The sequence below is a fragment of the Mycobacterium sp. 852002-50816_SCH5313054-b genome (assembly GCF_001667185.1).
Classification (GTDB): Bacteria; Actinomycetota; Actinomycetes; order Mycobacteriales; family Mycobacteriaceae; genus Mycobacterium.
Genome location: NZ_LZIC01000075.1, coordinates 1 through 14,245 on the forward strand (window position 1 = coordinate 1; position 14,245 = coordinate 14,245).

The window sequence follows — 14,245 nt, forward strand, 5'->3', positions numbered from 1 at the left end:
CGCCGGGGCTAAAAGAGCTCTTTCGCGAGCAACTCCAGCGTCGCGACCCGGGCGGGCGCGGTGGCGGGATCGGTGCCGAGGTGGGCCGACGCGACGGGGTGGACCATCACCTCGTCGACGTCGAACCGGGCGGCCAGATCCCGCACCTGCTCGGCGGCCTCTGGCGGCGTGCCGAGGACGGCGCGCTTCAATCCGCTTTCCACGATGCGCTGCTGCTCCGGGCTGAGCTGGGCGACTTCGGCCTCCTCGACCAGCGGCACCGGCCCGAGCGGCTGCCCGGTGCGCAGCCGCGCCATCATCTGCAGGTTGGGCAGCATCAAAGCCGTTGCCTCGTCGCGGGTTTCGGCCACCGCGGCGTTGACCGTCAGGAACGTCACCGGCTCGGGAGTCAGGGCGCTCGGCTGGAACCGGGTCCGGTAGACCTCAAGGGCCTCCTCGGTGCCCTGGCCGGAGAAGTGGTGCGCGAACACGTACGGCAGCCCCTTGGCCGCGGCCAGGTGTGCGGAGTACATCGACGACCCGAGCAGCCACAGCCGCGGCTCGCTGGCCGCGGCCGGGGTCGCCTTGAGCCGGTAGTCCCCCGAGCGCAGTGGCACCACCACGCCGCGCGCGCTCATCAGCGCGGCCACGTCGTCGAGGTATTCGGGGAAGTTCTCGACGTCTTCATCGCCGCGGCTGCCGCGCAGGGCGTATGAGGTGACCGGGTCGGAGCCGGGCGCCCGGCCGATGCCCAGGTCGATGCGGCCCGGGGCGGCCGCCTCCAGCAACGCGAACTGCTCGGCGACGGCCAGCGGCGCGTGGTTGGGGAGCATCACCCCGCCCGACCCGAGCCGCACCTGCGTGGTCTGCGCGGCCAGGTAGGCGATCAGCACCGGCGGGCTGGTGGCCCCGACGGACGGCATGTTGTGGTGTTCGGCGAGCCAGTAGCGGGTGAAGCCCAGCCGGTCGGCGGCCTGCGCCAGCTGCACGGTGGCCGCCAGCGCGTCGGCGGTCGTCTGGTCCGTACGCACCGGGACGAGGTCAAGCACGGAAAGTCGCACGATGCCGTCAACGCCGGTGGGCACGCAAACGTTCCCGGGCCGTCGAGTGTGCGCTCACGGCATTCGGTGTGACCACAGGGCGGGATTTCGGCCGCTTTCTCGCCCAGGCTTCACACGCAAAGCCAAGGTTTCACACTCAAAGCCGGCTCAGTAGCCCTTCAGGGTGATCGAGTTGACAATGCGGTCGAACACCTCCTGCGGGATCGGCGCACCCCCCGGGATGTTGTCGATCACCAGCCACTGGTTTCGCTTGACGTAGTCCTGAAATTCCTTCTGGTAGTTGGCGAAACCGAGCGCGTAGTCGTCCCCCGCGGCCGCGAGTTCGCCGGCCAGGATGTAGGCGCCCAGCAGCGCGACGCTGGTGCCCTGGCCCGACAGCGGGGAGCAGCAATAGCCGGCGTCGCCGACGAGGGCCACCCGGCCCTTCGACCAGCGGTCCATCTTGATCTGCGACATCTCGTCGAAGTAGAAATCCGGCGCGCTCCGCATGTACTCGATCAGCTGCGGGCGGACCCAGCCGTCGTCGGCCATGCGCCGTTCCAGCTCGGCGAACACCGCCTCGGTATCCCGGTAGTCGATCCGCAGGTCGGCCTCCATGAAGCCGACCATGGCCCGCGCCTCGGTGTTGTTGCGCGCGCTGTAGACGCCGACCATGGTGTTGTCGCCGTAATGCCAGGTCTGCCAGTAGTCCAGGTCGAGGAAGTTCGGCACGGTGAAGATCGCCGCGTGGGTGCCCAACCGCTCGATGAATTGCGCCTCGGGGCCGAAGACCAGCCGGCGCACATTGGAGTGCAAACCGTCGGCTCCGATCACCAAATCGAACCTGCGCGCGGCCGCGTGCTCGAACGTCACCTTGACCGAGCTACCGTCGTCCTCCAGCGCCGCGATGCTGTCGTCGAACATGTACTCGACATTGAGTTTGGTTGCGTCATAAAGCAATTCGACAAGGTCATCGCGCAGCAGCTCGATGTCGAGGCTGGCGATGAGCCCGCCGGTGGGCGTCGACTCGGTGCCCCCGGAAAGCTCGTTGCCTTCGGCGTCGACGACGGACGCCCCCCGGATCCGCGTCCGCACGTGGTCGGCGGCCGACCGCAGCATCATGCGTTCGAGCACCGTCAGCGCCGGGCCCCGCACGTCGATGGCCTGCCCGCCCGGGCGCAGCCCGGGATGGCGCTCCACCACGGTGACCGAATAGCCATGGCGGGCAAGCCAATACGCGACCGTCGTGCCGGCCACACTCGCACCGGAGACCAGGATATCGGTCACGTAACTCCTGCCAGTTTCTTAGCTTCAGCGAAGACGTCGTCGAGCATTTCCGGAGTCAACCTACCGGTGAACATATTTTGCTGGCTGGGGTGGTAGCAGCCGAGCAATCGCACGCCGGATTCGAGCTCCACCACGACCCCGTGGCCGAACCGCGGCTTGCGCAGGCCGGACAGCCCCGGCAGCCGCAGCGCGATCTGCCAGCCGAATCCGCCCAGGGCCACGATCACGCGGACATGCTCGGACACCAGCCGCCATTCGGCCTGCAGCCACGGCCAGCAGGTGTCCCGCTCCGCCGGCGTCGGCGCGTTGGCCGGCGGCGCGCAGCGCACCGGGGCGGAGACCCGAATCCCGTTGGCGCGCAGGCCGTCCGCGGCGTCCACGCTGGTCGGCTGGTTCACCAGCCCGGCCCGGTGCAGCGCCGCGTACAACTGGTCGCCGGAGCGGTCGCCGGTGAACATGCGCCCGGTCCGGTTGGCGCCGTGCGCGGCGGGTGCCAGCCCCACGATCAGCAGCCAGGGCCGCTCCGACCCCCAGCCCGGCACCGGCCGCCCCCAGTAGGGCTGGTCGGCGAAGGCCCGGCGCTTGACGGCGGCGACCTCCTCGCGCCAGGCGACCAGCCGCGGGCAGGCGCGGCAGACGCTGATGACGGCGTCCAGCTGCGGTATCGAACCGGCCTGGGCCGCCAGCGCGGCGACTTGCGTCGGGTCGGCGGCCACCGGCGTCTCAGGCGTGGCCGGATCCCCCGGCCATCCGGTGCCGGGCGCCACCGGAGACGCGAACTTTTGGCCGGTATTCGGGTGGACGAGCACATGAACATCCTGCATGAGCGCGAAAAATCGGTCGCCGCACCGAGCGCTTTGGCGCTACATTCAGCCGCGATATCCCATGAAAAGCAGCGGCCCAGCGGTTCTGATCCTGTTCGCCACGCTGACGGCGACCGCGGGTACCGGCATCTCGATCGTCGCGTTCCCGTGGCTGGCGTTGCAGCACCACGCCAGCGCGAAGGACGCGTCGGTCGTGGCGGCCGCGATGACGGTGCCACTGGTGTTCTCCACGCTGGTCGCCGGCACAGCGGTGGACTTTTTCGGGCGCCGGCGGGTTTCGCTCGTCTCCGATTCGCTGTCGGGTACGGCGGTGGCCGCCGTGCCGCTGACCGCCTGGCTGTTCGGCGGCGACGCGGCCAACCCGATGTTTATCGTCGAGCTGGCCGCGCTGGCCTGCTGCGCGGCGGCTTTCGACCCGGCCGGGATGACGGCGCGCCAGTCGATGCTGCCGGAGGCGGCCGACCGGGCGGGCTGGTCGCTGGACCGCACCAACAGCATCTACGAGGCGGTGCTGAACCTGGCGTACATCCTGGGACCGGGCATCGGCGGGTTGATGATCGCGACGGTCGGCGGCATCAACACGATGTGGGTCACCGCGGGATTATTCGGGTTGTCCTTCCTGGCGATTGGCGCGCTGCGGCTCGAGGGCGCCGGCAAGCCACACCACGCCACGCGACCCGACGGGTTGGTGTCCGGTATCGCCGACGGGCTGCGGTTTGTCTGGAACCTGCGCGTGCTGCGCACGCTGGGATTGATCGACCTGGCCGTCACCGCGCTGTACCTGCCGATGGAAAGCGTGCTATTCCCCAAGTACTTCTCCGACCATCATCAGCCCGCGCAGCTGGGCTGGGTGTTGATGGCGCTCGGGGTCGGTGGCGTGGCGGGGGCGCTCGGCTACGCCGTGCTGTCGCAACGCACGCGGCGGCGGACGGCCTTGCTGACCGCGACGCTCACCTTCGGGGCCGCGACGGCCGGCATCGCATTCCTGCCGCCGCTGCCGGTGATCCTGGCACTGTGCGCGGTGACCGGCCTGGTCTACGGGCCGATCCAGCCGATCTACAACTACGTGATGCAGACCCGGGCCCCGCACCATCTGCGTGGCCGGGTGGTCGGGGTGATGACGGGGCTGATGTACGCCGCGGGCCCGTTGGGCTTGCTGGTGGCGGGTCCGCTGGCCGACGCCGCCGGGCTGAGCGTCACGTTCCTGGCGTTGGCGGTGCCGATCCTGGTGATCGGGGTTATCGCGTGCGGCCTGCCCTCGCTGCGCGAGCTGGACCGCGCGCCGGAACTCGCCGCGGATTCCGGGGCCTAAAATCTGGGCGTGGACATGCTGGCCAGCCTGATCGCCGACCTGCCCGACGGGATGGTCGTCACCGATCCGACCGTGACCGAGGGCTACCGCCAGGACCGCGCCTTCGATCCGTCGGCCGGCAAGCCGCTGGCCGTGGTCCGGCCGCGGCGCACCGAGGAGGTGCAGACGGTGCTGCGCTGGGCCACCGCGCACCGGGTGCCGGTGGTGACCCGGGGCGCCGGCAGCGGCCTGTCCGGCGGGGCGACCGCGCTGGACGACGGGATCGTGCTGTCGACGGAAAAGATGCGCGACATCACCGTCGACCCCGTCACCCGCACCGCGGTATGCCAGCCGGGGCTGTTCAACGCCGAGGTGAAGAAGGCCGTCGCCTCGTATGGGTTGTGGTATCCGCCCGACCCGTCGTCGTTCGAGATCTGCAGCATCGGGGGCAACATCGCCACCAACGCCGGCGGGCTGTGCTGCGTGAAGTACGGCGTCACAACCGATTACGTGCTCGGCATGCAGGTGGTGCTGGCCGACGGCACCGCGGTGCGCCTCGGTGGTCCGCGCCTGAAGGACGTCGCGGGGCTGTCGCTGACCAAGCTCTTCGTCGGCAGCGAGGGCACCTTGGGCGTCGTCACCGAGGTGACGCTGCGGCTGTTGCCCGCGCAGAACACGTCGAGCGTGGTGGTGGCGTCGTTTGGGTCGGTCTCCGCGGCCGTCGACGCGGTGCTGGGAACCGTTGCGCGCCTGCGCCCTTCGATGCTCGAGTTCATGGATTCGGTGGCGATCAACGCCGTCGAGGACACCTTGCGCATGGACCTGGATCGCGGGGCCGCCGCGATGTTGGTGGCCGGCTCCGACGAACGGGGGCGGGCGTCCGGCGAGGACGCCGCGGTGATCGCCGCGGTGTTCGCGGAAAACGGTGCGACTGAGGTGTTTTCGACCGACGATCCGGACGAGGGCGAGGCCTTCATCGCCGCCCGCCGGTTCTGCATCCCGGCGGTGGAGGCCAAGGGGTCGCTGCTGCTCGAGGACGTCGGGGTGACGCTGCCGGCGCTGGGGTCGCTGGTCACCGGCATCGAGCGGATCGCGGTGCAGCGGGACCTGATGATCTCGGTGATCGCCCACGCCGGTGACGGCAACACCCACCCGCTGATCGTGTACGACCCCGCCGACGCCGCGATGACCGAGCGCGCGCATCTGGCGTTCGGCGAGATCATGGAGCTGGCCGTCGGCCTGGGCGGCACGATCACCGGCGAGCACGGCGTCGGCCGGCTGAAGCGGCCCTGGCTGGACGGCTACCTGGGGCCCGACGTGATGGAGCTGAACCAGAGAATCAAGCGCGCGCTGGACCCGCTGGGCATCCTGAACCCCGGCGCGGCGATTTAACTTGGCGCCGAGCGTGCGTTGTGCGACGCGTTTGCGGCGTGTCCCGTCGTGAGATGCACAATCGGCGGTTGACAGACCGTTCAAGTTGTCGTACGAATGAGACATGGCTGCGGTTATGTCTCATGAAGCGCCGGCGGCGTTCCGGCTCGCCACCGCCGACACCTGGCCCGCTCCCTGGCCGATGTACCGGGCGCTGCGCGACCACGACCCCGTGCACCACGTCGTGCCCGACGGCAGGCCGGTCGACGATTACTACGTGCTGTCCCGGCACGCCGATGTCTGGGCGGCGGCCCGCGACCACGAAACCTTCTCCTCCGCGCAGGGCCTCACCGTCAACTACGGCGAGCTGGACCTCATCGGGCTGCGCGACAACCCCCCGTTTGTGATGCAGGATCCCCCCGTGCACACCGAGTTTCGCAAGCTGGTGTCGCGGGGCTTCACCCCGCGGCAGGTGGACGCGGTGGAGTCCAAGGTGCGCGACTTCGTCATCGAGCGCATCGAGAGGCTGCGCGCCCAGGGCGGCGGCGACGTCGTCACCGAGCTGTTCAAACCGCTGCCGTCCATGGTGGTGGCGCACTATCTCGGTGTGCCCGAGGAGGATCGGGCGCAGTTCGACGGCTGGACCGAGACCATCGTCGCGGGTAACACCGCGGACGGCGGGATCGGCGCGGCGCTGGAAACCGTCGGTGAGGCCATCGGGTCGATGATGGCGTACTTCACCGGGCTGATCGAGCGGCGCCGCAGCGAGCCCGAGGACGACACGATCTCGCACCTGGTCGCCGCCGGGGTGGGCGCTGACGGCGACATCGCCGGTACCCTGTCCGTGCTGGCGTTTACGTTCACGATGGTCACCGGCGGTAACGACACCGTCACCGGAATGCTGGGTGGCTCAATGCCTTTGCTGCACGAGCGCCCCGACCAGCGGCGGCGTTTGGTGGACGACCCAGGTTTGATCCCCGACGCGGTCGAGGAGCTGCTGCGGCTGACGTCGCCGGTGCAGGGGCTGGCGCGCACCGCCACCCGCGACGTGACCATCAACGGCACCACCGTGCCGGCCGGCCGCAAGGTCTTGCTGCTGTACGGGTCGGCCAACCGCGACGAACGCCAATACGGGCCGGACGCCGGCGAACTCGACGTGACCCGCTGCCCCCGCAACATCCTGACCTTCAGCCACGGCGCGCACCATTGCCTCGGCGCGGCCGCGGCACGCATGCAATCGCGGGTCGCGCTCACCGAATTGCTGTCCCGCTGCCCGGATTTCGAGGTCGACGAGCCCGGGATCGTGTGGTCGGGCGGCAGCTATGTGCGCCGGCCGCTGTCGGTGCCGATCCGGGTGAACGCCTGATGGCCGGCGACTGGCTGGGGGCGCACCGTAGCGAAGTGGCCGCGGACCGGATACTCGACGCGGCCGAGGAGCTGTACACGCAGCGGGACCAGGCCTCCATCGGCATGAACGAAATCGCCAGGGCCGCAGGGTGTTCCCGCGCGACGCTGTACCGGTACTTCGAGAACCGCGAGGCGCTGCGGACCGCCTACGTGCACCGCGAGACGCGCCGGCTCGGCCGCGCGATCGCCGAGGAGATCGACGGCGTCGAAGACCCGCGCCAACGGCTGGTAGCGAGCATCACCGCGGCGCTGCGGATGGTTCGCGAAAGCCCTGCGCTCTCAGCGTGGTTCGCCATCAGCCGCCCGCCGGTCGGCGGCGAGCTGGCCGGGCACTCCGAGGTGATCACCGGGTTGGCCGCGGCCTTCGTCCATTCGCTCGGTCCGGAAGACGCCGCCGCCGTGGAGCGCCGGGCCCGCTGGGTGGTGCGGGTCCTCACGTCGCTGCTGATGTACCCCGGGCGGGACGAGGCCCACGAGCGGGCGATGATCGAGGAGTTCGTCGTCCCGATCGTGGCGCCGGTCGATCTGCGATCGGTTAACATGCCGACATCACAGGGCTAGGTAGGTCGGAGAGTGCGCCGTGGCATCCATCCATTTCATCTCGGGCCTGCCGCGTTCCGGCTCGACGTTGCTGGCCGCGTTACTGCGGCAAAACCCGCGGTTCCAGGCCGGGATGTCGGGCCCACTGGCCGGGCTGTTCGGCGCCCTGCTCGGCGAAATGAGCGCCCGCAACGAATTTTCGGTCTTCATCGACGACACCCAGCGCGAACGCATCTTGCGCGGATTGTTCAACGACTTCTACTCCGACTGCCCCGCCGAGGTCATCTTCGACACCAACCGCTTCTGGTGCGGCTGGATGCCCGCGGTCTCCCGGCTGTTCCCCGACGCGAAAGTAATCGCCTGCGTACGCGATCTGGCCTGGGTAGTCGACAGCATCGAACGCCTGATCCAACGCAACGTCTTTAGCCCGTCATCGATCTTCAACTACAGCGCCGGCGGCACCGTCTACACCCGCGCCAAAAGCGTGATCGCCCCCGAAGGCATGGTCGGCGGCCCCTACGACGCCCTCAAACAAGCCTGCTACGGCGCCCAACGGGACCGCCTGATGCTGATCCAATACGAAACCCTGACCACCGACCCCGCCAAGACCATGCACGCCATCTACGCCTTCCTCGGCGAACCGGCCTTCGACCACGACTTCGACCACGTCGACTACGACGTCACCGAATTCGACGAACGCGCCGGCACACCCGGCCTACACACCGTGCGCGGCACCGTCAAAGCCGAACCCCGCGAGACGCTGCTGCCACCAGACCTGTTCAACCGCTTCCTGCGCGACGCGTTCTGGCGCGACCCACAGCGAATCCCCGCAGGGCTGCGGGTCGTATGACGCAATTTGCAGTAGTCACCCACCGACCCACCCGGAAATTGCCGTAGTCCCTCCCGGATCGAACCGGCGCTCGGCCGCCTGATATTCGGCCTTCAGGCCCCGCCATGCCCGGGGCGATGGGAGCCGAGATGTCGTCGTTCGTTTTCGCGGTGCTTTGCTGCCCGATGCTTGCCCGAGGGGACCAAATCGAATTTTGGAATTGGCCCCAATTCGATGACTTAAGTTTGCAAACTCGCGGTAGACATACTGCCCATCGAGCGTAGAGTCCGCCAGGTGCTGAAAACGTTCGTTTTTCGCTGAGGTCGTCCGCCCGTGCTCAGGGCGATGGGAGCCGTTATGTCGTCGTTTGTTTTCGCGTCGCCGGATGTGTTGGCTTCCGCCTCCCGGGAGCTGACCGGGGTCGGGTCAGCGCTGAGTGCGGCGAATGTGGCGGCGGCGCCGTCGACGACGTCGCTGGTGGTCGCGGCTCAGGATGAGGTGTCGACGGCGATCTCGGCGCTGTTTGGCGGCTACGGGCAGCAGTATCAGGCGCTAAGTGCGCAGGCGGCCTCGTTTCACCAGCAATTCGTGCAGGCGTTGAGTTCGGGCGGGTTCGCTTATGCGGCCGCCGAGGCCGCCAACGCCTCGCCGCTGCAGGCGATCGCGGCGGCGGCGCAAGGGGCGGAAAGTGCGGTCAACGGGCCCGTGCAGCAGTTCACGGGGCGCCCGCTGATTGGCGACGGCGCCAATGGCGCGGCGGGGACCGGGCAGTCCGGCGGGCCCGGCGGCTGGTTGTACGGCAATGGCGGCGACGGCGGGTCCGGCACGCTCGGTACCGCCGCCAATCCCAATGGTGGTTCGGGCGGCGCCGGCGGATCGGCCGTGCTGTTTGGCCGTGGCGGCAACGGCGGGGCGGGCGGGACTTCCTTTGCCGGTAGCGGCGCGACCGGCGGTTCCGGCGGTGCCGGTGGTGCCGGCGGGTTCGCATACGGCGGCGGCGGGTCGGGCGGTGTCGGCGGCCTGGGTGCCGCGGGCACGTCCGCCGCGGGCGCCGGGATGGGCGGTCAGGGCGGGGCAGGCGGTGCGAGCCATCAGCTGCTTGGGGGCGTCGCGGGTCCCGGTGGTGCCGGTGGGCAGGGCGGCAACGGGTATGACGCGGCCGCTGACCCGCTGGCGGCGCCGGGTGCGGCCGGCGGCCTGGGCGGCCAGGGCGGCCAGGGCGGCATCGGCGGTGGCGCAGGCGGGATTGTCGGCACCGGCGGAGCCGGCGGCGGTGGTGGTGCCGGCGGCCTCGGTGGGGTCGGCGCCCAAGGCGTCCAGGGCACGGCCATCACCGCGGCCGGCACCGGTGGTCACGGAGGCGGCGGTGGCACCGGAGGCCTCGCCGGGGCCGGCGGCTCGGGTGGAATCTTCGGGACTACTGGTGCCACGGGTGACGGCGGCACGGGCGGCACCGGCGGCATCGGCGGGCAGGGCGGCCTCGGCGCCGCCGGCGCGGCCGGGGGCCAGGGAGGTACCGGCGGCAAGGGCGGCCTGGCCGGCGGCACGGGTGGTAGCGCCGGCGACGGCGGCGACGGTGGCCAGGGCGGTATCGGCGGAACTATCGGTACCGGCGCCACCGCTGGCGCCGGCGCGGCCGGCGGTGCGGGCGGCGTGGCCACTGACGCCGTGGCCGGCTTCGGCGGCGGCGGCGGTGGTGGCGGCGGCGGTGCCACCGTTCAGGGCATCAACGGTGGCACCGCCAGCGGTACCGCCACCGGCGGTGGCGGCGGCACCGGCGGCGCCGGCAGCACCACCGGGGTGGGTGGGGCCGGCGGCGCCGGCGGCGACGCGTCCCTCTTCGCCAACGGCGAACGCTTCATCGGCCCGACGCCGATCAACCCAACGCCCAGCTCCGTCAGCGGCACCGCCGTCGGCGGGCACGGCGGGGCCGGCGGCACCAACGGCGGCACCGGCGGGCACGGCGGTGACGCCACCATGTTCTCCGGGGCCTATAGCCACCTCACGGATGGCACCGCGACCGGCGGCGACGGCGGTGCCGGAACCACCGGCGGCATCGGCGGGGCCGGGGGCTCGGCCAGCATCGAAGCCAACCAATTCTCCTCCACGATCAGCGACAGCAGCGCCACCGGCGGCGCCGGCGCCGTGGGCGCCAACGGCGGCATCGGCGGCGCAGGCGGAGCGGCCAGCGTCGCGGCCGCCAGTGGTGGCAGCGTCACCGGCGCGACCGCCACCGCCGGCCACGGCGGGGCGGGCACCGCCGGCGGCCACGGCGGCATCGGCGGCTACGCCACCGTCGAAGCCCAGACGCAGAGCACCGCGGCCGGCAGCACCGCCACCGGCGGCATCGGCGGTGCGGGCAGCACCGGAGGCCTCGGCGGTGACGGCGGAGGGGCCCAGGTTGAGGCCCTGGGTGGCGGCTATTCCGGCAGCACCGTCACTACCAGCACCGCGCACGGCGGCGCCGGCGGCTACGGCGGCCCAGGAGGCGTCGGCGGCGCCGGAGGTAGCGCCGGGGTCATCACTAGCGGCGGACACGCCTCCATCACCAACGGCACCGCCACCGCTGGCGCCGGCGGGGCCGGCAACACGACCGGCGGGCTCGGCGGCGCCGGAGGCGACGCCACGGTCATCGCTTCAGGCACGAGCAGCATCATCACCGACGGCTACGCCCACGCCGGCGTTGGCGGTGCCGGCAGCACCGGCGGCATCGGCGGCGCCGGCGGATACGCCGATGTTCAGGCCGGCAATGGCGGCGACGTCCACACCGCTACCGCTACCGGCGGCGCCGGCGCGGCCGGCAGCGGCGCCGGCGGCCAGGGCGGCGCTGGCGGCGACGCCACTGTCCGCGGGTACATTCGCGCGTCCGGCACCTACGGCTCCGTCACCGACGGGTACGCCGCCGCCGGCACCGGCGGGGCGGGCCTTGACGGCGGTATCGGCGGTGCCGGCGGCAGCGCCACGGTGTCGGCCGGCGCTTACGGCTCCTACGGGGGCGCCACCGCTACCGGCACCGCCATCGGCGGCGCCGGTGGCTACGGCAGCGGCGCCGGCAGCCAGGGCGGCTTGGGTGGCGGCGGCAGCATCAGGTCTAGTGCGGCGGTCGGAGCTTACGGCGACAGCACCGCCGTTGCCGGCACCGCCACCGGCGGCGTCGGCGGCAACGCCACCACTGGCGGCACCGCCGGTGGCGGCGGATTCGCCAGGGTTGCCAGCTACGTCTACGGCGCCGTCACCGGCACCGCCACCGCCGGCGCCGGTGGGAACGCCAGCGGCGCCGGTAGCCACGGCGGCTACGGCGGCGGCGCCGCCGTCATCGGCGCAAGCGGCGGCGCCATTACCGACGGCACCGCCAAGGGCGGCCTCGGCGGTTACGGCAGCGCGGGCGGCGCCGGCGGTCACGGCGGCGGCGGGTTCGTTCAGGCCTACAACACTGGCAGCAACGTCAGCGGCGCCACCGCCATGGGCGGCGCCGGCGGTTACGGCAGCGGCGCCGGCAGCCACGGCGGCTACGGAGGCTCCTCCGTCATCCAAGCCAACGCCAACGCCAGCGTCAGCGACGTCACCGCCACCGGCGGCGCCGGCGCGGCCGGCAGCGCCGGCGGCATCGGCGGCGCCGGAGGCGCCGCCAGCATCCAAGCCTTCAGCCCCAGCCTCGGTGACACCGCCACCGTTACTGACAGCACCGCCACCGGCGGCGTCGGCGCGGCCGGCAGCGGCGGCGGCATCGGAGGTGCCGGCGGCTCCGCCACAGTCGAATCCGGCAACCCCAACACGTTCACGTACGGCGGCACCATCACCGGCGCCACCGCACACGGCGGCGCCGGCGGTTACGGCAGCGACGCGGGCAGCCACGGTGGCGTCGGGGGGCACGCCCTAGTCTCCGCCGACGGCGCAGGCAGCTCCGTCACTACCAGCACCGCCACCGGCGGCGCCGGCGGTCACGCCACCGACGGCGGCATCGGCGGCGCCGGAAACTACGCCACGGTCAGCGCGACCAATAGCGGCACCATCACCGACGCCACCGCAACCGGCGGCGCCGGCGGCGCCGGCGCCGGGAGCCAGGGCGGCACCGGCGGCCACGCCATCGTCTCCGCCGACGCCAGTGCCGTGGGCAACCGCGGTCTCGTCTCCGCCGCCGGCGGCGCCGGCGGTGCCGGCAGCGGCGGCGGCATCGGCGGCGCCGGGGGCTACGCCACTGTCACCGCAACCGCAACCAACGGTCCCTACCGGTCCGGCTACCTCAACAACAGCTCAGCCACCGGCGGCGCCGGCGGCTACGGCACCGGCGCCGGCAGCCAGGGCGGCGCCGGAGGCCACGCCCTCGTCTCCGCCGACGCCTATTCCGCCAGCATCCGTGGCGACGCCGCCACCGGCGGCGCCGGCGGTAACGCCACCAACGGCGGCATCGGCGGCGCCGGCAACTACGCCGCCATCACCGCAACCACTCAGTCCTTCAACGGTGAGAGCTCGGCCACCGGCGGCGCCGGCGGTTACGCCACCGGCGCCGGCAGCCAGGGCGGCGCCGGAGGCCACGCTATCGCCTCCGCCTCCCAGGACGTAGGCCAGGTCATCGGCATGACCGCCACCGGCGGCGCCGGCGGCAACGGCAGCGCCGGCGGCATCGGCGGCGCCGGCGGCGACACCACCATCACCACGCCCCACGGGGGAGTCGTCGAGTTCGGCTCAGCCACCGGCGGCGCCGGCGGTTATGGCACCGGCGCCGGTAGCCAGGGCGGCGCCGGAGGCGGCGCCACCTTCGTCGGCGGCCAGTACACCGCTTACAGCACCGCCAAGGGCGGCGCCGGCGGAGCCGGCACTGACACCGGCAGCCAGGGTGGCGCAGGAGGCAGCGCCACCGTCACCAGCCGCTACGAGGGCGGCGCCGTCGGTGCCGGAGCGACCGGCGGCGCCGGCGGGGCCGGCAGCGGCGGCGGCATAGGCGGCGCCGGAGGCGACGCCACCGCCGCCGGGATCTACGGCGGCGAAGCCACCGGCTCAGGCACCGGCGGCACCGGCGGCACCGGCTTCGACGGCCACATCGGCGGCGCCGGCGGCGGGGCCGACATCATCGCCAACGGCAACTTCAGCAGCAGGCCCACCGCTGCCGGCACCGCCATCGGCGGCGCCGGCGGCGACAGCGGCCACGGAGCGTACGGCGGCAACGGCGGCAGCAACGCCGTCAACGCCAGCTATGGCACCGCCGGTAGGGCCGAGGTGTTGGCCACCGGCAGCGCCAACGTGACCGGCACCGCCACCGGCGGCGCGGGCGGGGCCGGCGGCGATGGCACCGTCGCCGGTGCTCCCGGCGGCGTCGGCGGGGCCGGCGGCTACGCCCAAGTCACCGCGTCGTCCGGCACCGTCACCGCCAGCGCCACCGGCGGCTACGCCGGAGTCGGCGGCGCCGGCGGCGCCGGCAGCGGCGCCTACGGTGGCGCCGGCGGTAATGGCGGCTTCGGCGTCAACAGCGGTAACGCTTCCGGTACCGGCGGCCATGGCGGCGCCGGCGGCGCCGGCAGCCTCACTGGCACCGGGCACGGCGGCATCGGCGGCGCGGGCGGCGACGGCACCGGCGGCCTCGCCGGCGACGGCACCGGCGGCCAACCCGGCACCGACGACACGGCCGGCGGCGACGGCTCAGCCGGCAGCAACTTCCCGTGACAGTCCGCCGCCGAGG

9 protein-coding genes are annotated in these 14,245 nt (G+C 72.3%); 6 read left to right on the forward strand and 3 right to left on the reverse strand.

Translation table 11 applies throughout. The features are described from left to right. Nucleotides 1-8: 8 nt before the first annotated feature. The 3 genes from A5787_RS16525 to A5787_RS16535 all read right to left on the reverse strand — a co-directional run bounded on the left by A5787_RS16525 (nt 9) and on the right by A5787_RS16535 (nt 3,130). Complete coding sequence (locus A5787_RS16525; protein WP_066968880.1) at nt 9-1,040, reverse strand: LLM class flavin-dependent oxidoreductase; 1,032 nt, start codon at nt 1,038-1,040, stop codon at nt 9-11. Between the two features lie 147 nt (nt 1,041-1,187). Next, nucleotides 1,188-2,306 (reverse strand): FAD-binding protein, encoded by a 1,119-nt coding sequence (locus tag A5787_RS16530; RefSeq protein ID WP_066968853.1) that lies wholly within the window; start codon nt 2,304-2,306, stop codon nt 1,188-1,190. After that, on the reverse strand, nt 2,303-3,130 hold the full coding sequence (locus tag A5787_RS16535; RefSeq protein WP_066968855.1) for a uracil-DNA glycosylase: 828 nt from the start codon (nt 3,128-3,130) through the stop codon (nt 2,303-2,305). The genes A5787_RS16530 and A5787_RS16535 overlap by 4 nt, the downstream gene beginning before the upstream one ends. Nucleotides 3,131-3,191: 61 nt before the next feature. Here A5787_RS16535 and A5787_RS16540 point away from each other — a divergent pair, with 61 nt between their 5' ends. The 6 genes from A5787_RS16540 to A5787_RS28620 all read left to right on the forward strand — a co-directional run bounded on the left by A5787_RS16540 (nt 3,192) and on the right by A5787_RS28620 (nt 14,229). Continuing rightward, the gene (locus A5787_RS16540) at nt 3,192-4,442 is read left to right on the forward strand and encodes an MFS transporter (RefSeq protein ID WP_066968857.1); all 1,251 of its coding nucleotides are present in this window, start codon (nt 3,192-3,194) and stop codon (nt 4,440-4,442) included. Nucleotides 4,443-4,445: 3 nt separating this feature from the next. Beyond that, nucleotides 4,446-5,813 (forward strand): FAD-binding oxidoreductase, encoded by a 1,368-nt coding sequence (locus tag A5787_RS16545; protein ID WP_156763976.1) that lies wholly within the window; start codon nt 4,446-4,448, stop codon nt 5,811-5,813. Nucleotides 5,814-5,916: 103 nt separating this feature from the next. Continuing rightward, complete coding sequence (locus A5787_RS16550; RefSeq protein ID WP_197507182.1) at nt 5,917-7,158, forward strand: cytochrome P450; 1,242 nt, start codon at nt 5,917-5,919, stop codon at nt 7,156-7,158. Then, complete coding sequence (locus A5787_RS16555; protein WP_066968861.1) at nt 7,158-7,760, forward strand: TetR/AcrR family transcriptional regulator; 603 nt, start codon at nt 7,158-7,160, stop codon at nt 7,758-7,760. The genes A5787_RS16550 and A5787_RS16555 overlap by 1 nt, the downstream gene beginning before the upstream one ends. A 19-nt stretch (nt 7,761-7,779) precedes the next feature. After that, complete coding sequence (locus tag A5787_RS16560) at nt 7,780-8,589, forward strand: sulfotransferase (protein WP_066968862.1); 810 nt, start codon at nt 7,780-7,782, stop codon at nt 8,587-8,589. Between the two features lie 336 nt (nt 8,590-8,925). Beyond that, a complete protein-coding gene (locus tag A5787_RS28620; protein WP_156763977.1) occupies nt 8,926-14,229 on the forward strand; it encodes a PE family protein in 5,304 nt (1,767 codons plus the stop codon). Nucleotides 14,230-14,245 lie beyond the last annotated feature (16 nt).

Excerpts from the sequence above, each read along its gene's own strand:
- A5787_RS16535 (WP_066968855.1), bottom strand. The coding sequence starts at position 3,130 with ATGCAGGATGTTCATGTGCTCGTCCACCCGAATACCGGCCAAAAGTTC.
- A5787_RS16540 (WP_066968857.1), top strand. The coding sequence starts at position 3,192 with ATGAAAAGCAGCGGCCCAGCGGTTCTGATCCTGTTCGCCACGCTGACG.
- A5787_RS16550 (WP_197507182.1), top strand. The coding sequence starts at position 5,917 with ATGGCTGCGGTTATGTCTCATGAAGCGCCGGCGGCGTTCCGGCTCGCC.
- A5787_RS16555 (WP_066968861.1), top strand. The coding sequence starts at position 7,158 with ATGGCCGGCGACTGGCTGGGGGCGCACCGTAGCGAAGTGGCCGCGGAC.
- A5787_RS28620 (WP_156763977.1), top strand. The coding sequence starts at position 8,926 with ATGTCGTCGTTTGTTTTCGCGTCGCCGGATGTGTTGGCTTCCGCCTCC.